Annotated in this window: 18 protein-coding genes; 13 read left to right on the forward strand and 5 right to left on the reverse strand. The window is 57.4% G+C overall.

Annotation, left to right across the window (positions count from 1 at the left end; all coding sequences use genetic code 11):
• Positions 1–127: 127 nt before the first annotated feature.
• The 5 genes from BMZ24_RS05145 to BMZ24_RS05160 all read left to right on the forward strand — a co-directional run bounded on the left by BMZ24_RS05145 (position 128) and on the right by BMZ24_RS05160 (position 3,517).
• Positions 128–577 carry an RrF2 family transcriptional regulator gene (locus tag BMZ24_RS05145; protein ID WP_092189968.1) on the forward strand — a complete coding sequence of 150 codons (450 nt, stop codon included), beginning with the start codon at positions 128–130 and terminating at the stop codon, positions 575–577.
• Between the two features lie 84 nt (positions 578–661).
• Positions 662–1,837, forward strand: a complete 1,176-nt coding sequence (gene argJ, locus BMZ24_RS05150) for a bifunctional glutamate N-acetyltransferase/amino-acid acetyltransferase ArgJ (RefSeq protein ID WP_092189970.1) — start codon at positions 662–664, stop codon at positions 1,835–1,837.
• Complete coding sequence (locus tag BMZ24_RS05155) at positions 1,818–2,447, forward strand: HD domain-containing protein (RefSeq protein ID WP_092189972.1); 630 nt, start codon at positions 1,818–1,820, stop codon at positions 2,445–2,447. The genes argJ and BMZ24_RS05155 overlap by 20 nt, the downstream gene beginning before the upstream one ends.
• Before the next feature lie 6 nt (positions 2,448–2,453).
• On the forward strand, positions 2,454–3,035 hold the full coding sequence (locus BMZ24_RS19380) for a hypothetical protein (RefSeq protein ID WP_143077838.1): 582 nt from the start codon (positions 2,454–2,456) through the stop codon (positions 3,033–3,035).
• Positions 3,032–3,517 carry a metallophosphoesterase family protein gene (locus BMZ24_RS05160; RefSeq protein ID WP_161949041.1) on the forward strand — a complete coding sequence of 162 codons (486 nt, stop codon included), beginning with the start codon at positions 3,032–3,034 and terminating at the stop codon, positions 3,515–3,517. The genes BMZ24_RS19380 and BMZ24_RS05160 overlap by 4 nt, the downstream gene beginning before the upstream one ends.
• An 83-nt stretch (positions 3,518–3,600) precedes the next feature.
• On the opposite strand, the gene BMZ24_RS05165 is transcribed toward BMZ24_RS05160, so the two are convergent.
• The 4 genes from BMZ24_RS05165 to BMZ24_RS05180 all read right to left on the reverse strand — a co-directional run bounded on the left by BMZ24_RS05165 (position 3,601) and on the right by BMZ24_RS05180 (position 9,403).
• Positions 3,601–5,499 (reverse strand): peptidylprolyl isomerase, encoded by a 1,899-nt coding sequence (locus BMZ24_RS05165; RefSeq protein ID WP_092189976.1) that lies wholly within the window; start codon positions 5,497–5,499, stop codon positions 3,601–3,603.
• Between the two features lie 57 nt (positions 5,500–5,556).
• Complete coding sequence (locus BMZ24_RS05170) at positions 5,557–7,479, reverse strand: aconitate hydratase (protein WP_092189978.1); 1,923 nt, start codon at positions 7,477–7,479, stop codon at positions 5,557–5,559.
• 78 nt (positions 7,480–7,557) lie between these two features.
• A complete protein-coding gene (locus tag BMZ24_RS05175) occupies positions 7,558–7,806 on the reverse strand; it encodes a hypothetical protein (protein WP_092189980.1) in 249 nt (82 codons plus the stop codon).
• Entirely contained in the window at positions 7,763–9,403 is a 1,641-nt protein-coding gene (locus BMZ24_RS05180; RefSeq protein WP_092189982.1) for a chorismate mutase, read from the reverse strand. Before BMZ24_RS05180 ends, BMZ24_RS05175 begins: the two co-directional genes overlap by 44 nt.
• A 350-nt stretch (positions 9,404–9,753) precedes the next feature.
• Here BMZ24_RS05180 and sat point away from each other — a divergent pair, with 350 nt between their 5' ends.
• The 8 genes from sat to BMZ24_RS05220 all read left to right on the forward strand — a co-directional run bounded on the left by sat (position 9,754) and on the right by BMZ24_RS05220 (position 19,982).
• Positions 9,754–11,022: a sulfate adenylyltransferase gene (gene sat, locus BMZ24_RS05185; protein WP_092189984.1), complete on the forward strand. Its 1,269-nt coding sequence runs from the start codon at positions 9,754–9,756 to the stop codon at positions 11,020–11,022.
• Positions 11,023–11,233: 211 nt separating this feature from the next.
• On the forward strand, positions 11,234–11,722 hold the full coding sequence (gene aprB, locus BMZ24_RS05190; protein ID WP_092189986.1) for an adenylyl-sulfate reductase subunit beta: 489 nt from the start codon (positions 11,234–11,236) through the stop codon (positions 11,720–11,722).
• Between the two features lie 38 nt (positions 11,723–11,760).
• Positions 11,761–13,752 carry an adenylyl-sulfate reductase subunit alpha gene (aprA, locus tag BMZ24_RS05195; protein ID WP_092189988.1) on the forward strand — a complete coding sequence of 664 codons (1,992 nt, stop codon included), beginning with the start codon at positions 11,761–11,763 and terminating at the stop codon, positions 13,750–13,752.
• Positions 13,753–13,914: 162 nt separating this feature from the next.
• On the forward strand, positions 13,915–15,156 hold the full coding sequence (locus BMZ24_RS05200; protein ID WP_092189990.1) for a CoB--CoM heterodisulfide reductase iron-sulfur subunit A family protein: 1,242 nt from the start codon (positions 13,915–13,917) through the stop codon (positions 15,154–15,156).
• Between the two features lie 3 nt (positions 15,157–15,159).
• Positions 15,160–17,451 carry an FAD-dependent oxidoreductase gene (locus tag BMZ24_RS05205; RefSeq protein WP_092189992.1) on the forward strand — a complete coding sequence of 764 codons (2,292 nt, stop codon included), beginning with the start codon at positions 15,160–15,162 and terminating at the stop codon, positions 17,449–17,451.
• A gap of 11 nt (positions 17,452–17,462) precedes the next feature.
• The gene (gene qmoC, locus BMZ24_RS05210) at positions 17,463–18,689 is read left to right on the forward strand and encodes a quinone-interacting membrane-bound oxidoreductase complex subunit QmoC (RefSeq protein ID WP_092189994.1); all 1,227 of its coding nucleotides are present in this window, start codon (positions 17,463–17,465) and stop codon (positions 18,687–18,689) included.
• A 15-nt stretch (positions 18,690–18,704) separates the two neighbouring features.
• Positions 18,705–19,379 carry a hypothetical protein gene (locus BMZ24_RS05215; protein ID WP_092189996.1) on the forward strand — a complete coding sequence of 225 codons (675 nt, stop codon included), beginning with the start codon at positions 18,705–18,707 and terminating at the stop codon, positions 19,377–19,379.
• A 141-nt stretch (positions 19,380–19,520) separates the two neighbouring features.
• Positions 19,521–19,982: an EVE domain-containing protein gene (locus tag BMZ24_RS05220; RefSeq protein WP_092189998.1), complete on the forward strand. Its 462-nt coding sequence runs from the start codon at positions 19,521–19,523 to the stop codon at positions 19,980–19,982.
• 351 nt (positions 19,983–20,333) lie between these two features.
• On the opposite strand, the gene BMZ24_RS05225 is transcribed toward BMZ24_RS05220, so the two are convergent.
• Positions 20,334–21,047 carry an ABC transporter ATP-binding protein gene (locus BMZ24_RS05225; RefSeq protein WP_092190000.1) on the reverse strand — a complete coding sequence of 238 codons (714 nt, stop codon included), beginning with the start codon at positions 21,045–21,047 and terminating at the stop codon, positions 20,334–20,336.
• Positions 21,048–21,049: the final 2 nt, after the last annotated feature.

The following is a 21,049-nucleotide window of genomic DNA, read 5'->3' on the forward strand; positions in this document are numbered from 1 at the left end:
GGGAACACTAAACCATGCCGGTCAAATTGGAATGCGCGGTGTTTGCGAAAGCAGGAACCGGCATGGGTTTGACGCATTCTTGAGTTATCGTCGATTCAAAATAAAATTCCAATCATTCGAGATTATTATGAAGCTTTCTGCGAAATCCAGATATGCGTCCCGTATCCTGCTTGACCTGGCCCTGCACAACGAGGGCGTGCCCCATCGCGTGAACGACATTTCAGAACGCACGGGCATCACAGTGCCGTTCATCGAACAAATCATCAAGCCCCTGAAGCACGCCGGGATGGTCACGAGCAAGCGCGGCGCATCAGGCGGGCACCAGCTGAGCCGTTCGCCGGAGAATATCTCCCTGGGAGACATCGTGCGCATCATGGAAGGCTCGGTGGAGCTTTCGGCCTGCTTGAGCGCACCGGATCTGTGCGAAAAGACGGATGTCTGTCCTACCCGAGCGGCCTGGCAGCGGGCCACGGATGCCATGCTGCGCGAGCTGGACACCATCAGCCTGGCCGAGTTGGCCAAGGGCGCGCCCAATTGCTGCCAGCTGTCCGACGACTATTTCGAGCGCGACAGCTAGCTCCCTGTTTGACAAAGATTTTTCCCCCTGTCAGAATTCGAGGTTCCGCATTTTTGGGCGGAACTTTCTGTAGCTGGAGGCACAATGAACATTCCTTCGGGATTCCAATTTTCAACCGCGCAGTGCGGTTTCAAGCGACCTGGGCGCTCCGATCTGGGGCTGGTGGTCAGCACGGTTCCGGCGGTTGCGGCCGGAGTCTTCACCACCAATCGTTTTCAGGCCGCTCCCGTGCTCGTGGCCCGGGAGATCCTTGAAAAAGGGCCTTCGGGCATCCGCGCCATCGTGGTCAATTCCGGACAGGCCAACGCCTGTACAGGGCAGGAAGGCATTGCGAACTGCCGGGCCACCCTTGAAATGCTGTCCGCCCTCGGCCTTGAAGCTACGGCGATTCTGCCGGCATCCACGGGAGTTATCGGCGACCAGCTCAAGATGGAGCTCTGGGAAAAGGGAATCCCCGCCCTGCGCGACAATCTTGGCCGGATGGGGCTGGTGGACATGGCCCGGGCGATCATGACCACGGACACTTTTCCCAAACTCGCCGTGCGCGAGGCCCGGCTTTCCTCCGGCACGGTCCGTCTGGCCGGGTTCTGCAAGGGTGCGGGCATGATCTGCCCGAACATGGCCACGATGCTCGGCTTCATCCTGTGCGACGCCGGTGTCGAACAGGAGTGGTGGCAGGCCGCCCTGGCCCGCTGCGTGGACAGGAGCTTCAACGCCATCACCGTTGACGGCGATACCAGCACCAATGATTGTGTTCTGGCCTTGGCCAACGGCACTGCAGCCGAGGCGCGGGGAGCGGATCTGGACCTTCTGGAGGAAGCGCTGCTCGAAATCTGTCAGGATCTGGCCTACATGATCGTGCAGGACGCCGAGGGCGGAACCAAGGTCATGCGTATCAATGTTAGCGGCGCGGCCAGCATGGCCGACGCGCAGCTTGCCGCGCGGGCGGTGGGCAATTCTCCGCTGGTCAAGACCGCTCTGTATGGCCGCGATCCCAACTGGGGCCGGATTGTGGCCGCCCTGGGCCGCAGCGGAGCCGCGTTCACGCCCGAAGATGTGGTCGTGCGCATCGCGGGCATGACCATTTTCCGTCAGGGCACTCCGGTCAAGGCGGACTGGGACAGCCTTCTGGCCTCGGCCCTGCGCCGGGACGTTGTCGATATCGACCTGGAGCTTCATGCCGGAGAGGCCGAGCTTATGCTCATGGCGTCCGATTTTACCGAGGAGTACATAAAGATCAATGCTGAATACCGAACCTGAAGCCAATACCATGACGGACCAAACCTGGAAGCGTCTGGCCGATTTTGTTTTCGAGCTTGGCATGTTGCGCAAGACGCCGCGCACCGGATACCAGTTTCTGGGTTCGGGAGCCGAAAACGTGGCCGAGCATTCCTTCCGCACGGCCATGATCGGCTACATGCTGGCGCGCAAGGCCGGTGCGGACGTGGCCAGGACCGTATTCCTGTGCCTCTTCCATGATGTGCACGAGGCCCGTATCGGCGATTTCAACTACGTGAATCGCATCTACAACACGAGCAACCCGGTTCTGGCCATCACGCACGCCCTGGAGGGCACCGGCCTGCGGGAGGAGGCGCTCGGGCTCTGGCACGAGCTGGAGGCTGGCGTGACGCTTGAGTCCAGATTGGCGCAAGATGCGGACCAGCTCGATTTCATCGCCAACCTGAAGGAAGAACAGGATTTGGGCAATCCCTATGCGTCCAAATGGCTGGACCATGCGGTGTTGCGACTCAAAACGGACCCGGCCCTGGAGCTTGCCCGGGCCATACAGACCACGGACCAGTCGGACTGGTGGTTTGTGCGGCCGGATGAGTCCTGGTGGCGCAAGGGGAACGGCAAGCCCCGCCCCTAGCGGACCATGACAGCGCCAGAAGCAAGCAGATTCCGTCACGGGAGGGCCGCACTCAGCTTTTTTCTGGCTCTTTGCCTGCACGTCATTCCTGCCTGGTTTGTCGTTTTCGGACCTCTTTACGGTCTGCCAAGCGTTCTTGAACTCAACCTCGACACCATCAACATGTACCGCGAACGAATTTTTCGCGAGCAGCAAGCCCAGGGCGTTTCCCGTTTGGATTCGGCGCCATTGCATATCTCCGTGGATGTGCAGGCGCGTCCCGATACGCGCAAGCGAGTCTCGAAGCCTCGCAGCGAAGCGGATCTGAAACGCGCCAGGGCTGTGCAGCGAGCCATCCGCTCCCTGTGGGAAAACATGTCTTCTGACAGTACCGGCTACGCTCTGGTCAGCCTGAGCATTCTCGAAGACGGCAGGATCGGCGAGTTTGTGGTCAATCGTGTTTCCGGCGACCAGGAGTTCCAGGCCTTTCTGCTCTTGTTTCTGTCCACGCTCAAATCCACGTATGGCAATTCAGCCGGACCCGGAGAATCTCTGTGGATTGAATGCGAATTCGTGATTCAACCTTTGGCGCGCAAGGAGGCTTCGTGATTGTAGCGGTCATGTCCGATACGCACCTGGATCAACCCGATGACCTGCTGGCCGCGATTTTCGAACGCCACTGCCGTGACGCCGACGTGCTTCTGCATTGCGGGGACTGCGTGAGCGAGGAAACATGGTCGTTTCTCAATTCCCATCCCAGATTCTACTCCGTGCAGGGCAACTGCGACCTGTCCCCCCTGAACGGTACCCTGCCCGTGCTGCGCGAGCTTGAGCTGGAAGGATTTCGGCTGGGCATGGGACATGGATGGGGGCCGCGTTCCAGGGTGGGAGATGTCGTCGCGGGCCGATTTCAGGGCGTGGACATTGTCTGCTACGGACACACGCATATACGTGACTGGCGGCTGTCGTCCGAAGGCGTGCGCCTGCTCAACCCCGGCTCCCTGTTTTGGCCAAGGTCCGGCGAGGGCGGGATGGCCCGGCTCCATCTCACGTCCGGGCAGGAGCCCGAAGTGGAGTGGATCACCATCTGAAGGAATCTTGCCGACACGCATGAAAAAAGCCCGCCTCAGTCGAGACGGGCTTTCGCATTTTTCAGGGAACGCCAGTGGCGGCGCTAGTTTTCGAGCAGCGCGGGGTTGGTGATGCGCACATCCGCCTTGGCGCGCAGATCCGCGACAAAGGCCTGCACGGTCTGCTCTTCGGCGCGCTCATTGAGGGAGGTCAGCCATAATTCCTTCTCTGCGGCCCATTCTTCTTCAGCCGGAGGAGTCACCTTGTCGGCCCTGGCCAGAACGTAGCCTTCGGGGAAGGCGTATGCCTCGGGCAGCCATGAACCGGCTTCAGTTTCAAAGGCCTTGCTGGCCAGCAGCTGATTCATGCCCAGACCGGATATGGATCCTTGCCGCCCGAAGGGTTCCGTTTCCTTCAGCGTGGCGTCGGCCAGGGACTCACCCTTGAGAAGCGTTTCCAGATCCTTTTCCGCGGCGGTCTTGGCCATTTTCAGGGCTTCTTCACGAGTGATGGCCGCGACGATCTCAGTCTTGACCGCTTCCAGCGGCTTCACGCTTTCGGCCACCTGCTCAAGCTTGGTGGCAAGCAGGTATCCGTCGGCAATGGGGAGCGGGGACTGTGTCGTGATGTCCAGGGGCAGGTCGAACAGAGTCTGGGCGTTTTCCGGAGAAAGGCCGGGCAGTTCCTTTGGTCCTTGATTCTTGGCGAAGTAGCCCGATTCGCGGACTTCGAGCTTCAGGCCAATGGCCTTGGCCACGGCATCGAGAGGCTCGCCAACGAGCACCATCTCCAGGGCCTGGTCCAGGCGATCCTGCAGCGTTTCCGCCGCGCGATCCTCGGCGATGATATTTGCGATGTCGGTCGCGACAGATTCAAAGTCCTGATATCCCGCAGGCTTGACGTCTTCAACGCTTATCAGATGAAAGCCGAACTGGGTGCGGACCGGCTCGCTGACAGCACCCTTTTCAAGGGCGAAGGCGGCGTCTTCGAAGGGTTTGACCATCCTGCCACGTCCGAACCAGCCAAGTTCACCGCCGGTCTGGGTGCCGGAGGGGTCCTCGGTGTATTTCGCGGCGACCTCGGCAAAGGACTTGCCTGCCGCGAGGTCCTTCTGGGCGGCCTCGATGGTCTGCATGGCCTTTTTCACAGCCGCGTCATCGGCGTTTTCGTCAACACGCACAAGAAGGTGGCGGGCCCTGACCTGCTCTTCGATCTTGAACTGTTCCTTGTTCTCGGCGTAGTATTTTTCGGTTTCCTCGGGGGAGACGAGCGAAAGGTCGGCCAAGGTCGCGGGGGTGAGCAGCAGGTAGGCGATTTTGGCCCGGGCGGGCACGGCATAGTTGGCCTTGCGCGCCTCATAATATTCGTTGATGCGCTCTTCCGTGGCGTTGACCTGATTCTGGTAGCGTTCCCACGGGTACATCATATAGGATATGACCGCGGTGCTGCGACCGTAGGTATAGAAGTCGCGGGCCTGATCCTCGCCGAGACGTCCGGGCAGGCCGACGTAGGTACGCAGCTTGTCCATGGTCATCCCGCGCATGTATTCGGATTCGAATTTGCCGGGAGTGAGGTTGTTGGCACGCAGCACGTTCTGGTAGGCGCCCGGATCGAAGACGTTGCTTTCGTTCTGGAAGGCGGGAATGAGATGAATCTCCTTGGCCAGTTCTTCCTTGGAAACGGTCAGGCCGAGCTTTGCAGCCTGCTGCATCATCAGTTCTTCGATGACCATCTGCTCAAGGATCTGCCTTTTGAATCCCATCTGAGCCAGAATTTCGGCGGTCAGGTTCGGGTTTTGGCTGCGCGCGAGTTCGAGGCTGCGCTGCACGCGTTCCTGGAAAGGCCGGAAGAGAATGGGGGAATCATTGACCGTGGCAACGACGGTGGTCTGGTCGTTTTGCACGCGATTCATGCCAAAGGCCAAAACGAAAACGGCAATGATGATGCCGAAGAGGATTTTTATTCCCCAACTTTGGGCGCCCTGGCGCAGGATATCTAGCATGGAATCTCCGACAAAGTGTCTGAAGTTAAAAATAATGGGAACTGCCCCGAGAGGCTTTTATTTTTGCCTGTCGTTGACGTAATTGAGCAAACCGCCCGCCTTGATAATGGCTATTTCATTACCCGTCAAATCATGGGTCAAAGTGAGCTGTCTGCCTTCCGATGTCGAGGCCAAAAGAGTCGCCCCGGGCGCGAGAGCGCCAAGCTCGATGCGCAGGACATCGCCCTGGGCCAGTGAGTCGTAGTCGGCCTCGTTGGCGAGCATCAGAGGAAGGATGCCGAAATTGATCAGGTTCGCCTTGTGAATGCGGGCGAAGGACTTGGTCAGAACCACCCGGACCCCGAGATGACGGGGTGCGAGCGCCGCATGTTCGCGGCTGGAGCCTTGTCCGTAGTTGTCGCCGCCGAGGATGAGCCCTTGGCCGGCGGCTTCGGCCCGGGTCACGAAATCCTTGTCCACGCGCTCGAAGACGTGTCTGCTGATGGCCGGAATGTTGGAGCGCAGGGCGGTGATGGCCGCGCCGGCAGGCATGATGTGGTCAGTGGTGATGTTGTCCCCAACCTTGATCACCACGGGCAACTCCAGAACATCCGGCAGCCTGTCGAAGGGCGACAGAGGCACGATGTTGGGCCCGCGCAGGATTTCAACCTCGCCCCCATCCTCGGGCGGGAAGGCGAAAAGATGGCGGATGGACGGCGCCGTGGCCGGCAGGGACGGTTTGGAAACGGTTTTGGTCCAGGTTGCCGGGTCGGTGAACTTGCCGTTCAGGGCGCAAAAAGCGGCGGTGATGGGGCTCACCAGATAAACCTGTCCGTCCTGGGTTCCGCTGCGACCCTCGAAATTGCGGTTGAAGGTCCGGGCGCTGACGCCGCCGCTGGACGGAGAGCCGCCCATGCCGATGCACGGGCCGCAGGAGCATTCCATGAGCCGCCCGCCGGCGTCGAGAATGAGATCAAGCAGACCTTCGCTCATGAGCATTTTGAGAACCTGTTTGGAACCCGGGGACAGGAGCAGGTCGGTGCTTGGGGCGATGTGTTCGTCCTTGAGGATCTGGGCCACGCTCTGCAGGTCCGAGTATGAGGAGTTGGTGCAGGAGCCGATGGCAACCTGATCGACATTCATTCCATCGAGTTCGGCCACGGGGACGACTCTGTCCGGCATGTGCGGCTGGGCGGCCAGGGGCGCAAGCGTGCTCAGGTCGATGACGATTTCCCGGTCATAGGCGGCTCCTTCGTCGGCGGCCAGAGGCGTGAAGTCCTTTTCCCTGCCCATGAGCGCAAGAAATGCGCGGGTCTGCTCGTCGCTCGGAAAGATGGACGCCGTGGCGCCCAGCTCCGCGCCCATGTTGGTGATGGTCGCGCGTTCCGGAACGCTCAAGGTGGCGACGCCCGGACCGTGGTACTCCATGACCGCGCCCACGCCGCCCTTGACGCTCAGGATGCCGAGCAGGTGCAGGATGACGTCCTTGGCCGAGGCGAATCCTGTCAGCTGCCCTTCGAGGCGGATCTTGAAGACCTTGGGCATGGTGATGGTGTAGGGTTCTCCGGCCATGGCCAGGGCCACGGAGAGGCCTCCGGCGCCCATGGACAGGCTGCCGATGCCGCCGGCAGTGGGAGTGTGCGAGTCGGACCCGATGAGCGTCTTGCCCGGAATCGCGAAATTTTCCAGATGCAGCTGGTGACAGATGCCGGTGCCGGGAGGGGAGAAAACGATGCCGTACTTGGCGGCCACGCTGCGCAGGTAACGGTGGTCATCAGGGTTGCGAAAGCCCATCTGCAGTGTGTTGTGATCGACATAGCTGACGGACAGTTCCGTCTTGACCCGGGGCAGGCCGATGGCTTCCCACTGCAGGTAGGCCATGGTCCCGGTGGCGTCCTGGGTCAAAGTTTGGTCTATCTTGATGGCCACTTCGTTTCCGGGCTGCATATCGCCTTCAACGAGGTGCGCCGCGATGATTTTCTGGGTGAGGTTCTGGTTCATGCGCGCTCCTTCAATTTTGCCGTTGAATATCTTTGAAAAAAGGCTCCCAGCCGGAGCTGGGAGCCTGAATCGTTGGGCTTACCAAGTGGATGCAAGCCGCCTGAGCTTGACTTTCAGAATCTGAATTTCAGTATCCAGGCGCAGGTTGTCCTGCTGCAGCCGGAAAATCTCCTCGTGAAAGGTTATTCCGCGCGCGGGATCTTCGCGCTGCAGCAACTCTTTTACCTTGGCCTGGGCTTCGGCCTGCTCGGCCTTGAACCTGCCGATTTCCTTTTCGATGGTCTCAATCTGTTGTGATTCGGATTCGTTTACGCTTTGGCTTGTCATCTTGAGTTTCGTCTACCTGTTCTTCGATCCGTGAGGAATTTATGAAGTTTTGAGGGCTTGGAAGGTTCATGAAAATTTTCCAGAACCAGGGCCAGGCCGAGGAGATATTGTCCGCATTGGTCATGCAGACCCCCGGATGCGTGAAGGATATGAGCGATCCAGCCAGCGTCCAGTATGGGCCGGGACTCTGCCAGGGCGACTCGCTGACTTTCTTGGCGTTGGGCAGTCCCAGCTGCAACAGCCCGGGTTCAATGGCATATCCGGCACCCAGATTCTCGAGCAGGTCCTGGGCGTAATCGACATCCTCGCGCGTGGTGTCCAGTGTGATGGCGCATTGGCCGCGCAATCCCATGGACATGGCCAGCATCAAAGGCAGGTATTCCTGGCAGGAGGTTATGTCTATGGATAGTTTCTGGGGTCTGTTGCCCATGACCGAGGTGATCTGGCCGCCCTGCACGCTGATCCGCAATCCGAATTCGTGCAGGATATCCATGATGTCTTGGAGGTGGGGCGCGTAGTGAGGCCATTTTCCATGCAGGACGACCTTGCCGTCCGTAAAGAACGGAAGGACCAGCAGATGGAGGCTCATCAGCGGATCCACGGGGATATCCACCGCGGAGAGGTCAAGGCTGGTGGACGCCGGAGGTACGATGATGCTCAGGCCCTCGAACTGAAGCTCCGGATTGTGCTCCTGCAGGAACCCGATCCCCTTGCGCAGCAGCTTGCTGTTTGAAAACGATTCATGAAGCTGGATCGAAAGCCCGGATTTGTAGGTGGTGGCCGCGACAACAAGAGCCAGCACGAATTTCTTGGAAACGCCCTTGGGGATGGAGATGGTCTCCGGAAGCTGGCCACTGCTTTCCACCCTGACCGGCAAGCCGTAGCTGTGCGGTTCAACCACCGTCAGCCGGGCGCCAAGCTGAGGCAGAAGGTCCTGCACTGGCCTGACGTCATGAATCTTGAGCTTGGTGGAGCCGGTGAATTTGGCCCGGGTCACCTGCCCGAGGGCAAGGCACAGCAGGAGGTAGAAGTGGAATTTGCTCTGTCCGGCATAGATGATCTTGTTGTCCATGGACCAGGAATCGACGGGCTGGGTTTCGCATTGCCGGTTCTGGAACGTGAGCTTGAACCCGCAGAGATTAAGGGCGTTGATCAGTTCAAGGGAAATGTCGTTTCCTTGGAATGGTGCAATGGTCAGCGGCGAGGAATTCGTAGCTCCAAGAAAAAACATCATGCTGCGCAGGATCTGGTCCCGAGGGGCATCGAGGTCTATTTCCACGGGCTTGCGCCGGGGGAAGAGGCACAGAGGTTTTTCGTTGGAGGAATTGCGCTCGACCCTGGCGTAGGACAGGTTGTTCGAGAGGTGAAAGATTTTTTTGAGAATCTGGGGCTCCAGATTGTCCGCCTTGGATGCGTCGCGCCAGACCTGCCACAGCACTTTTTCCTGGTTGGGATCGGTGATGCCGAGGTTTTTGGAGCGCCTGGTGGATGCCGCCCTGGACAAAAGGTTGGTCCTGGACATGAGAAGGGAAACAAGCTTTTCGTCGAGTTGAGCCAGTTCCTGAGTCAGAGATAGAGTATTATGTTTTTCGGCCATGCGAATTCTTTCAGGCTAGGGAGGTTGATGTTCATGGGTGCATGAACGCATGATGAAAGCTGGTATCAGAGATGTCCATTAACAATAAGACTTTGGGGATTGCAAGCGGTTATTGTTCGATATAAATATAATATGCTAAAATAAAAGGAAAAGCTGAAAGATGACCCAATAATGTCAGATAGCGCCCCATCAATGCCGATAATTCTGACAGGTCAGGTTTGGCGGATACTTGCGTGGTTGATAAAAAAATCACAAAACGGTTGACAAGAAGCTCGTTGAGAAGCAAAAAGGGGTCTCCGTTTTTTTATTTGTGAAAATAAAAACAAACTATATTTAGGAGGATCCACGTTATGGCTCTCGTACCCCCGCATGGTGGAAAAGGTTTGGTTTGCTGTCTGCTTCAGGGTGCCGAACTGGCTGCCGAGCAGAAAAAGGCCGAAGGACTGAAGAAGATCGACATCAGCCCCCGCGCCAAGGGCGACCTGATCATGATGGGCATCGGCGGCTTCAGCCCGCTGAGCGGCTTCATGACCAAGGCCGACTGGAAGTCCGTGTGTGAAAATTTCACCCTGGCTGACGGCACCTTCTGGCCCGTGCCCGTGACCCTGGATGTAGATGAAGAAGTGAAGGTCGGCGAAGAGATCGCTCTGTTCGATCCCAAGAAGGGCGTCTTCATGGCCACCATGAAGGTCACCGAAGTTTACGAAATGACCGATGCCGACAAGAAGTGGGAATGCGAGAAGGTCTACAAGGGTCAGGGCGAAGAGTCCGCCGATGACAAGTTCTGGGAAATCGCTCCCAAGGATCACCCCGGCGTGCAGATGGTTTTGGCTCAGAAGAAATACAACGTTGCCGGCCCTGTCAAAGTCCTTTCCGAAGGCGACTACCGCGACAGATTCCCCGGTTGCTACATGTCTCCGGCCGAAGCCCGCGCCACCTTCGAAGAGAAAGGCTGGAGCAAGGTTGCCGCTCTGCAGCTGCGTAACCCCATGCACCGCTCTCACGAATATCTGGCCAAGATCGCTGTTGAAGTGTGTGACGGCGTTTTCATTCACTCCCTGGTCGGCAACTTGAAGCCCGGCGACATCCCGGCCGAAGTCCGCATCAAGTGCATCGACACCCTCATTGACAAATACTTCGTGAAGGCCAACGTGGTTCAGGGCGGCTACCCCCTGGATATGCGTTATGCCGGTCCCCGCGAAGGCCTGCTGCACGCCACTTTCCGCCAGAACTACGGCGTTTCCGACATGCTGATCGGCCGTGACCATGCCGGCGTCGGTGACTTCTACGGTCTGTTCGAGGCTCAGGAAATCTTTGATCGCGTTCCCAAGAATCTGGGCGCTGGCAAGGATCTGATCACCCAGCCCATGAAGATCGACTGGACCTTCTACTGCTACAAGTGTGACGGCATGGCTTCCCTGCGCACCTGCCCGCACAGCAAGGACGACCGCGTCGTTCTGTCCGGCACCAAGCTGCGCAAGGCTTTGTCCGAAGGCGCCGAGGTTGTTGATCACTTCGGCCGTGACGAAGTCCTCGTCATCCTGCGCGAATACTACTCCACTCTGACCGAGAAGGTCGAAGTGAAGATGCAGGGTGCCGCTTCCGGCGCAGCAATGTAGTTTTGATTTCAACCAACAGGGCGGGCTTTTTGTCCGCCCTGCTGATTTGGTCTTGCGACGTTAAGTCAGGCAAGGCCTATGATTGTCAATATGCGGCTTGACACGGCAAAAGTGCTTTGATAAAAGATTCACAAGCGAAAAGCTTGGGTAAAATTTTTGTTTGTTTCGGGCCTGTGGCTAAGTTGTTTTAAACTCTTTATTCGGAGGAATTATGCCAACCTTTGTTGATCCAGCAAAGTGTGATGGATGCAAGGGCGGTGAAAAGACTGCCTGTATGTACATCTGTCCTAACGACCTGATGATCCTGGACCCTGTAGAGATGAAGGCTTACAATCAGGAGCCGGCCGCTTGCTGGGAATGTTACTCCTGTATCAAGATTTGTCCCCAGGGCGCGATCACCGCTCGTCCGTATGCTGACTTCGCTCCCATGGGCGGTACCTGCATCCCGCTGCGCGGCGCAGAAGACATCATGTGGACCGTTCAGTTCCGCAATGGCGAAGTAAAGCGCTTCAAGTTCCCCATCCGCACCACTGTGGAAGGTTCCATCAAGCCCTTCGAAGGCAAGCCTGAGGCTGGGAACCTGGAAGATGAGCTTCTGTTCACCGAGACCGCTCTGGCCACTCCCAAAGAAGCTCTCGGCAAGAAGATTGAAATCGGTGAAGCAGACCTGAAGGTCACCTTCAAGTCGGCCGTCGCCTAATTCGGCGCTTTAAACGAAAGAAATTTCAGGAGGAACATATGCCTCAGATTCCTGTTAAAGACGTGATCAAGGGTCTGGCCTGCGCAGAGCCCGAAATCGTTGAGATTGATACCGACATTCTTATGGTCGGCGGTGGTATGGGTAACTGCGGAACTGCTTTTGAAGCAGTGCGCTGGGCCGACAAAGTTGGCGGCGACATCAAGATTCTCATGGTTGACAAGGCTGCTGTCGATCGCGGCGGCGCGGTTGCTCAGGGTCTTTCCGCCATCAACACCTACATCGGCGAGAACGAGTCCGACGACTATGTCCGCATGGTCCGCACCGACCTCATGGGCATCGTTCGCGAAGACTTGATCTTCGACCTTGGCCGCCACGTGGATGATTCCGTTCATCTGTTCGAAGAGTGGGGCCTGCCTTGCTGGGTTAAGAAAGACGGCAAGAACCTCGACGGCGCACAGGCCAAGAAAGAGGGCATGTCCCTGCGCACCGGCGCTGCTCCTGTCCGCTCCGGCCGTTGGCAGATCATGATCAACGGTGAGTCCTACAAGGTCATCGTTGCTGAAGCCGCCAAGAACGCTCTGGGTTCCGACCGTTACATGGAGCGCATCTTCATCGTTAAGCTGCTGCTTGATGCCAAGGTTCCGAACCAGATCGCCGGCGCAGTCGGTTTCTCCGTTCGTGAAAACAAAGTGTACGTCATCAAGGCCAAGACCATGTCCGTGGCTTGCGGTGGCGCTGTTAACGTATACCGTCCCCGCTCCACTGGTGAAGGCCTTGGTCGCGCATGGTATCCCGTATGGAACGCCGGCTCCACCTACACCATGTGTGCTCAGGTTGGCGCTGAAATGACCATGATGGAAAACCGCTTCGTACCTGCCCGTTTCAAAGACGGTTACGGTCCGGTCGGCGCATGGTTCCTGCTCTTCAAGGCCAAAGCCACCAACGCCAAGGGTGAAGACTACTGTGTCACCAACCGCGCCATGCTGAAGCCCTACGAAGATCGCGGTTACGCAAAGGGTCACGTCATTCCGACCTGTCTGCGCAACCACATGATGCTTCGCGAAATGCGCGAAGGTCGCGGCCCCATCTACATGGACACCGCCACCGCCCTGCAGACCACCTTCAAGGAACTGTCCAAGGCCGAGCAGAAGCATCTTGAGTCCGAAGCTTGGGAAGACTTCCTGGATATGTGTGTTGGCCAGGCCAACCTGTGGGCAGCCATGAACATCAAGCCCGAAGAACGCGGCTCCGAGATCATGCCCACCGAACCTTACCTGCTCGGCTCCCACTCCGGCTGCTGCGGCATCTGGGTATCCGGTCCTGCAGAGTCCTGGGTTCCTGAAGAATACCAGGTCAAGGCAGCCAACGGAAAGGTCTACAACCGCATGACCACGGTCAACGGTCTGTTCACCTGCGCTGACGGCGTTGGCGCTTCCGGTCACAAGTTCTCCTCCGGTTCCCATGCTGAAGGCCGTATCGTCGGCAAGCAGATGGTTCGCTACGTTGTGGATCACAAGGATTTCACTCCCACGCTGAATCTGTCCTCCGAAGAACTGAAGAAGGAAATCTACCAGCCTTGGTACACCTACGAGCAGTTCAAGGGTGCTTCCACTGATCCGGTAGTCAACCCGAACTACATCTCGCCCAACAACTTCATGATGCGCCTCATCAAGGCCACCGATGAATACGGCGGCGGTGTTGCTACTCTGTACACCACTTCCGACAGACTGCTCGACACCGGTTTCGGCCTGCTCGACATGCTGGAAGAAGACTCCAAGAAGCTGGCTGCCCGCGACCTGCACGAACTGCTCCGTTGCTGGGAACAGTACCACAGACTGTGGACCGTTCGTCTGCACATGCAGCACATTCGTTTCCGTCAGGAAAGCCGTTACCCCGGTTTCTACTATCGCGCAGACTTCATGGGTCTGGACGATGCCAAGTGGAAGTGCTTTGTTAACTCCAAGTTCAACCCGGCCACTGGTGAAACCGAGATCTTCAAGAGACATTACTACCAGATCATCCCTGACTAGTTTATGGGCCAAAAGGCTGCGGGTCCATCCCGCAGCCTTTTTTCTGTATCAGGAAATAGAATGGTCTATGCATGATCTGTAACCTCTGGTAGTTATAGATTATGCTTGGGCCATTCTATTCATTTTTATGGCCTTCAACTTAAGTGCTCTGGGAGGAATCTAATGGCTAGCAACAGCATACTTGTCATAGGTGGTGGCTTCGCCGGACTCACCGCCGCCCTTGAGGCCGCTGAGATCGGTCATGAGGTCTTCATCATCGAGAAGACCCCATTTCTGGGTGGACGTGTTATGCAGCTGAACAAATATTTCCCGAAGCTGTGTCCACCTTCGTGCGGTTTGGAAATTCAGTATCAGCGGATCAAGAACAACCCCAACGTGAAGTTTTTTACCTTGGCCGAAGTGACCAAGGTGGACGGCTCCGTTGGAAATTATGAGGTTACGGTACAGATCAAACCGCGCTACGCTGGTCCCAGCAGCCCCGATCTTTCCGATTTGTGTGACGATCTCTCCACGGAAGTGGTCAATGACTACGAGTTCGGTTTGGCTACGCGCAAGCCAGTCTACATGGACGCGCCTTTTGCTTTCCCACAGCGTTATGTCGTGGACAAGGCCAGCCTGAGCGATTCGGACAAGAGCAAGGTCCAGAAATGCGACTACCTCGATCTGACCGAAGAAGAAAAGACCATCACTTTGAGCGTTGGTTCCATCATCATCGCCACGGGTTGGAAGCCCTACGATGTGACTAATTTGTCCAACCTTGGCGCAGGAGCGGTCAGAAACTGCATTTCCAACATGCAGATGGAACGCCTCGCATCGCCATATGGCCCGACAAACGGCAAGATTCTTCGGCCTTCCGACGGCCGTGAGCCAAAAAAGATCGCTTTTGTGCAGTGCGCCGGCTCCCGTGACGAGAACCATCTGCATTATTGTTCCTACATATGCTGCATGGCTTCCCTGAAGCAGGCACAATATGTTCGCGAGCAGTATCCTGACGCTGAAGTGACCATCTATTACATTGATTTGCGGACTCCTGGACGCTACGACAACTTCGCCAAGAAGATTCTGGCGGATGAGAAGATCTTTGCCGTCAAAGGCAAGGTCGCCGCGGTTGAACAGGACAACGCAGGCGATGACGTGTGGCTCACCGTTGAAGATGCGGTGTCATGCTCCAAGTCTGTCGAACGTTTCGATCTCGTGGTTCTGGCCACAGGAATGCAGCCCAGCCTGGCCGGCGCTTCCCTGCCAATTGATGTCCCGGTTGATGCCGAAGGGTTCATCGTTGGAGGGGAGGAAAAAGGTATTTTCGCCGCGGGCTGTGCCAAACAACCTCTGGACGTTATGAAGTCGGCCCAGTCTGCCACCGGGGCAGCGATGAAAGCGATCCAGACGGTGAGAGGGAGGTAGGTCATGGCCGACAAGATTGGTGTATATTTTGATGAATCAAGCCTTGGCGGGGTTCTCGACATCCAGAGACTGTGCGACGGAGTGCAGAAAAAATGGAGTGATTGCTGCCCCGTAGTCAAGGTACATCCGAGGCTGGCTACCGACGAAGGACGGGCAATGATCCAGGCGGATATCGATGCCGGCCTGATCAATGCTGTCTGCGTTTGCGGTTCTTCGCCTCGCGTGGATTGGGATTTTTACAAGTTCGGGCGGGAGATCCTGGTTGACCGGGTCAACCTGCGCGAACTTTGCGTGCTTTGTTACGAAGATCCGAGCAAGGAAAAGGTCCTTTCAGGCACCACTCCCGAATTGCTTTTCAAGATGGCCAACGACTATGTGAACATGGGCGTGGTCAAATTGCAGAAAGCAGCGGTTCCGGAAGATGGCGGGATCGATGTTGTCAACCGGGTGCTGGTCATCGGCGGCGGTTGGGCCGGCATGAGCGCGGCTCTTGATGTCGCGGCTGTCGGATACGACGTGACGCTGGTTGAAAAGAAAGACATGCTGGGTGGCGCTGCCGCCGGCATGTACAAGACCATTCCTTTTGCATTCCCCTATGACGCGGCTCATGCCACGGGCGTTGAAAAGAAGATTGCCCAGGTGCAGGCCGCCGAAAAGATCGATGTACTTCTCGAATCCGAAATCGCCAGCATCGCCGGCGCTCCCGGCAATTACGAAGTGACCGTGAAGGTTGGCAAGGAAGAGCGCGTCGTGGCGGTCGGGTCCGTGGTTATCGCTACCGGATGGGTGCCGCAGGATACGGCATTCCTGAAGCCGCTCGGCTATGGAACGCTCAAGAACGTGGTCACTTCCCGTGAGTTCGAGATGATGGCCAAGGCTGGCTCCGTGGTGCGCAAGAGTGATGGCGCCAAGCCTGCGAAGGTCATGTTCCTGCTCGGATTCGGCGACAAGCTCGCCCCCTTCGAGGTCAAGGAAGAGGACGCTCGCGCCGCCGCACTGGCCGCGGCAGAGGTCAAGGAGGCCGACGACACCCCCAAGACCAACTTCGTCAAGCAGGACACCTACAAGCATTTGTCCTACAGCTCCGAACTGACTTCGCTGACAGCCCTGAAGCAGGCGAACTACGTACGCGAATTCATTCCCGGCGGAGTGGCCATGGTGGTCTATGAGCACATGATGGTCCCCGGCATGAATGAGCTGTATTACAAGGCCGCGCAGAACGACCCGAGCGTCATGATGACCAAGGGCGTGATCCGCGAGGTTCGGGATGGTGGCGATGGCGACATCGTTGTGGTACTTGAGGACACCCTTCTCGGCGCAAAGGTCGAGATCGAAGTGGACATGCTTGTGCTGCCCACGGCCATGGTGCCCACCACCGCGCTTGATCCGATCCTGAAGCTCCAATATCGGCAGGGCCCGGCCATGCCGGACCTTGAGCTGTTCAGCGGTTACGCCGATTCCAACTACATATGCTTCCCGTACGAAACTCGCCGCACCGGCATTTATGCCGCTGGCACGGTGCGTCAGCCCATGACCATGGCCACGGCCGAGGTCGATGCCTCCGGCGCCGCCCTGAAGGCGATTCAGTGTCTTGAATCAGCGAACAGAGGCATGGCGGTTCACCCGCGTTCGGGCGATCTGTCCTTTCCGAAGTTCAACCTCGTGCGCTGCACCCAGTGCAAGCGTTGTACGGAAGAATGTCCTTTCGGCGCCCTGGACGAGGACGAAAAGGGCAATCCGATGCCCAATACCTCCCGTTGTCGCCGTTGTGGAACGTGCATGGGCGCCTGCCCTGAACGTGTCATCTTCTTCGACAACTACAACGTCGACCAGATCGGATCCATGATCAAGCAGGTCGAGGTTCCCGACGATATGGAAGTGGGCGGTCCGCGCATGCTCATTCTCGCCTGCGAGAACGATGCCTATCCTGCCCTCGACATGGCTGCCCTGCGCGGCAAGAAGTGGAGCCCCTATGTGCGCATCGTTCCGGTGCGTTGCCTTGGTTCGGTCAACACCATCTGGATTGCCGACGCCATGTCCAAGGGCACGGACGGCTGCCTGCTCCTGGGTTGCAAGTACGGTGAAGATTACCAGTGCCATTTCGTCAAGGGTTCGGACCTGTGCAGTCGGCGCATGGCCAACATCGGTGAGACCCTGGGCAAGCTTGGCATCGAAACCGAACGGGTACAGCAGATGCAGGTCGCCATTGACGAATACGACAAGGTTCCCGGCATGATTGACGAGTTTGTTGATGCGATCACCAAGCTTGGTCCCAACCCGTTCAAGGGATACTAGGAGGAGCATGTATGTCCAAAACAATTAAGATTGAGCCTAATCTGCAGTTCGTCAAGGAACTGCAGGAGGTGGGTGGTGCGGATCTCAAGAAGTGCTACCAGTGCGCTACCTGCTCTGTCGCATGCCCCATGTCTCCTGCGGACAATCCCTATCCGCGCAAGGAAATGGTCTGGGCCCAGTGGGGTCTCAAAGACAAGCTGGTCAACGACATCGACATCTGGTTGTGTCACAATTGCGGAACCTGTTCCGAACTGTGTCCTCGCGGAGCAAAACCGGGAGACCTGCTGGCCGCCCTGCGCAACATGACCTACCGCAAGTTGGTGAAGCCTGCCATTATTGGCGAGTGGATGAGTTCTCCCAAGCACCTGCCCATCCTGGCAGGTATTCCGATGGCTATTTTCGCCTTCATCTGGATGATTCGTGCCGCTCTCGTGGGCACCTTCTTTCCGCTCACGGAAGACGGCAAAATCGTTTACGGCAACCTCTTCCCCGGTGATTTCACCATTGACCCCCTGTTCGGACTGGTCGCCATCTTCGTGGCCATCTGCTTCGGGCTTGGAGTCAAGAACATGATCGACGGGTTCAAGGCCAACGTGACCGAGACGTTTGTCATCGGATACAAGAAGCCGACCTTGAAAGACGCGATCATCGCGACGATCAAGTACGATGTCCTCCAGCATTCCCGTTTCAAGAACTGCGTGGACAGCCCCGCGGATGAAGAACGGGTCAAGGGCCATCAGATTCTGTTCTACGGTTTCGTGGCCTGCGCCATTGTCACGTCAATCGTGGCCGTGGCTCACTGGGGCGGCAAGGTCATTCCCCTGCTGGCACCTGTCGGCCATACGCCCATGCCTCTTTGGCACCCGGTCAAGATCCTGGCCAACGTGGGCGCTGTGCTGCTGGTGACCGGTCTCACTCTGCTGACTCGTCGGCGCTTGAATTCGGACACCAAGAAGTCCGTTTCCAACTACTACGACTGGTATCTGCTCGGTGTGATCTGGGTTGTGACCCTGACCGGCATCGGCGCCCAGATCTTCCGTCTGGCAGGCGTCGCGCCCCTGGCCTTCTTCACGTATTATCTGCATCTGGTCAGCATCTTCATGCTGATTGCGTATCTGCCTTGGTCCAAACTTGGGCATTTGGTGTACCGCACCACAGCGCTCATTTATGCACGGTATATTGGTCGTTTGCCCATTGACGAAAAACTCATCGAAGATGACAAAATCTTTGTTATTTAATTAAAGGAGGACACCATGTCTGAAGCTCGCAAGATTTTTCCCATGGATACTTTTGTGGCCTACCTGAAGGGTGATGGCAACGCTTCCGTTGCCGAGATGCTGGGCTACCTGACCCAGAAAGACCTGGATGGCGATTCCACTCCTTTTGCCGCAGCTCTGGCCAAGGCCTGGATTTATGAGCAGCATCCCGAATTGACCAAGATGTCCAAGGGACAGATGGTCGAGCTGGGACAGTCCGTCTCCGTCGCGCCCATGCCTGTCAAGGCCAAGGCCGAAGTTGACGAAGTCTTCGCCAAGCTGGCCGACTACAAGGGCCAGATCAACGCCAAGAGCGCCAAGGTCGACGAACTGACCAAGGCCCTGGCCGCCAAGGACGCGGAGATCGCCGCCCTGAGCGCCAAGGTCAAGGAATTCGAAGGACAGAAGAAGGGCGAAGCCGAAGCTCTGTTCGTGACCACTGAAGCCCGTATCGTCGAATTCACCGGCAAGCTCGAAGCCCTGCTGAAGGAAGTCGAAGAAGTGAAGAAGACCGGCGTGGTTGTCGCAGGCGTGGCCGGCGTTGCCGCTGCCGCCGGCGCTGCTGCTCCCGCCGCTGCCGAAGCCGCTGGCGCTCCTGCCGAAACTGCTGCCGGAACCGATTTCGGTTTCTCCGGCGGATCGCAGGACCCCTTCGCCGATTCCAACTGGTAGAAGCGCACTTGCATCACTGCCTCAAAGGCTCCTCCTCCGGGGGGAGCCTTTTTTTTCAGCCTCACGCGCAGGCTGAAAGCATTGCAAGAAGGGCGTGATTCTGGGAAGTTGCCGGATCAATCACGAGAGCAGGAGGCGATGATGAAATACTGGTTGATGAAGACCGAACCGGGGTGCTTTTCCATCGATGACCTGGAGGGCGCCCCAAACCAGACCTCAAGTTGGGATGGCGTGCGTAATTTTCAGGCCCGCAATTTCATGCGCGACCAGATGAGCGTTGGCGATCTCATCCTTTTTTATCACAGCGTGAAGAATCCTGGCGTGGTTGGTATCGCCAGGGTGACACGTGAAAGCTATCCGGACCATACCGCCCAGGACCCTGGGGATCAGCATTTCGATCCGCGTTCGACGCCTGAAAATCCGTTGTGGTTCATGGTCGATGTGCAGTTCGTAGAGAAATTTGCGCATCCGGTCCCGCTCGGGTCATTGCGCGGCGTGAAGGGGCTGGAAGGGATGGAGCTTTTGAAGAAGGGCTCGCGGCTTTCGGTCATGCCGGTGACGGAAGAAGAGTTCGAGATTGTCACCCGCCTCGGGCGGCAGTGATTTCTTTCCGGATCTGCGGCCCATGGGCGTGTCTCTCGCCGTGAGACTGGCGTTTCGATATTGACGCTGGCGCGCCCAGTAGAGCCTGCTTCTTTATTTTTCCTGATTGCCTTTGTGCCTCAAGGGGGCTTTCCTGAGATAGCGCGCGAGTCCAGACAAAAAAGCTGCGACGTTGTCACGACATGGCTTTGGCTTTAAAAGACGACACTGCAAAAAGCAGCGAAAGAACCTGAGCGTCGTCCCCGCGAGGTGGGAATCCTTTCTTTTCAGGTAGTTAAAAAGGCGTCATCCCCGTTTTCAAGGGGATGACGCCTTTTTGCAGTGACGTCTTTAGAAATGAGGCGTGGGAGACTAGTGCCCCCCACCCAGATATGCCTGCTGCACCTGCTCGTTTTTGAGCAGATTTGCCGCCGTATCAGCCAGTACGATGTTGCCGACTTCCATGACATAGCCCCTGTGGGCCAGCTTGAGGGCGGCCTTGGCATTCTGTTCGACCAGGATGACGGTCACCCCGGTTTTGTTGATTTCCTTGACCGTGTCGAAGATGGATTTGACCAGAATCGGGGCCAGGCCAAGGCTTGGCTCGTCAAGGAGCAGGATCTTGGGATTGGCCATCAGCGCCCGGCCTATGGCCAGCATCTGTTGCTCTCCTCCGCTCAGGGTTCCCGCCATCTGTTTGCGCCGTTCCTGCAGGCGTGGAAAAAGCTCGTAGATCCACTTCAGGCTCTTCTGGATGCGCTCTGTGTTGGTGGACGTGAACGCTCCAAGAATGAGGTTCTCCTGAACGGTCAGGGTCGTGAAGACACGGCGACCTTCAGGACTCTGGGTGATCTTGTGCTTGACGATTTCATGCGCGGGAAGCTTGTGCAGGGCCGTGTCGCGAAAGAAGATCGTCCCTCCGGTGATGCTTACCAGCCCGCTGATGGCGTTGAGGGTTGTCGATTTCCCGGCACCGTTGGCGCCGAGGATAGTAACGATTTCGCCTTCTTCAACTTCGAGGTTGATTCCGTGCAGGGCTTCGACATTGCCATAGTTCACGCGCAGATTCTCAATTTTAAGCAGCATGT

The organism is Desulfomicrobium norvegicum, from assembly GCF_900114595.1.
Taxonomy (GTDB): domain Bacteria; phylum Desulfobacterota; class Desulfovibrionia; order Desulfovibrionales; family Desulfomicrobiaceae; genus Desulfomicrobium; species Desulfomicrobium macestii.

Coding starts and splice junctions, on each gene's coding strand:
- BMZ24_RS05145 (WP_092189968.1), top strand. CDS start 128: ATGAAGCTTTCTGCGAAATCCAGATATGCGTCCCGTATCCTGCTTGAC.
- argJ (WP_092189970.1), top strand. CDS start 662: ATGAACATTCCTTCGGGATTCCAATTTTCAACCGCGCAGTGCGGTTTC.
- BMZ24_RS05155 (WP_092189972.1), top strand. CDS start 1,818: ATGCTGAATACCGAACCTGAAGCCAATACCATGACGGACCAAACCTGG.
- BMZ24_RS19380 (WP_143077838.1), top strand. CDS start 2,454: ATGACAGCGCCAGAAGCAAGCAGATTCCGTCACGGGAGGGCCGCACTC.
- BMZ24_RS05165 (WP_092189976.1), bottom strand. CDS start 5,499: ATGCTAGATATCCTGCGCCAGGGCGCCCAAAGTTGGGGAATAAAAATC.
- BMZ24_RS05170 (WP_092189978.1), bottom strand. CDS start 7,479: ATGAACCAGAACCTCACCCAGAAAATCATCGCGGCGCACCTCGTTGAA.
- BMZ24_RS05175 (WP_092189980.1), bottom strand. CDS start 7,806: ATGACAAGCCAAAGCGTAAACGAATCCGAATCACAACAGATTGAGACC.
- BMZ24_RS05180 (WP_092189982.1), bottom strand. CDS start 9,403: ATGGCCGAAAAACATAATACTCTATCTCTGACTCAGGAACTGGCTCAA.
- sat (WP_092189984.1), top strand. CDS start 9,754: ATGGCTCTCGTACCCCCGCATGGTGGAAAAGGTTTGGTTTGCTGTCTG.
- aprB (WP_092189986.1), top strand. CDS start 11,234: ATGCCAACCTTTGTTGATCCAGCAAAGTGTGATGGATGCAAGGGCGGT.
- aprA (WP_092189988.1), top strand. CDS start 11,761: ATGCCTCAGATTCCTGTTAAAGACGTGATCAAGGGTCTGGCCTGCGCA.
- BMZ24_RS05200 (WP_092189990.1), top strand. CDS start 13,915: ATGGCTAGCAACAGCATACTTGTCATAGGTGGTGGCTTCGCCGGACTC.
- BMZ24_RS05205 (WP_092189992.1), top strand. CDS start 15,160: ATGGCCGACAAGATTGGTGTATATTTTGATGAATCAAGCCTTGGCGGG.
- qmoC (WP_092189994.1), top strand. CDS start 17,463: ATGTCCAAAACAATTAAGATTGAGCCTAATCTGCAGTTCGTCAAGGAA.
- BMZ24_RS05215 (WP_092189996.1), top strand. CDS start 18,705: ATGTCTGAAGCTCGCAAGATTTTTCCCATGGATACTTTTGTGGCCTAC.
- BMZ24_RS05220 (WP_092189998.1), top strand. CDS start 19,521: ATGAAATACTGGTTGATGAAGACCGAACCGGGGTGCTTTTCCATCGAT.
- BMZ24_RS05225 (WP_092190000.1), bottom strand. CDS start 21,047: ATGCTGCTTAAAATTGAGAATCTGCGCGTGAACTATGGCAATGTCGAA.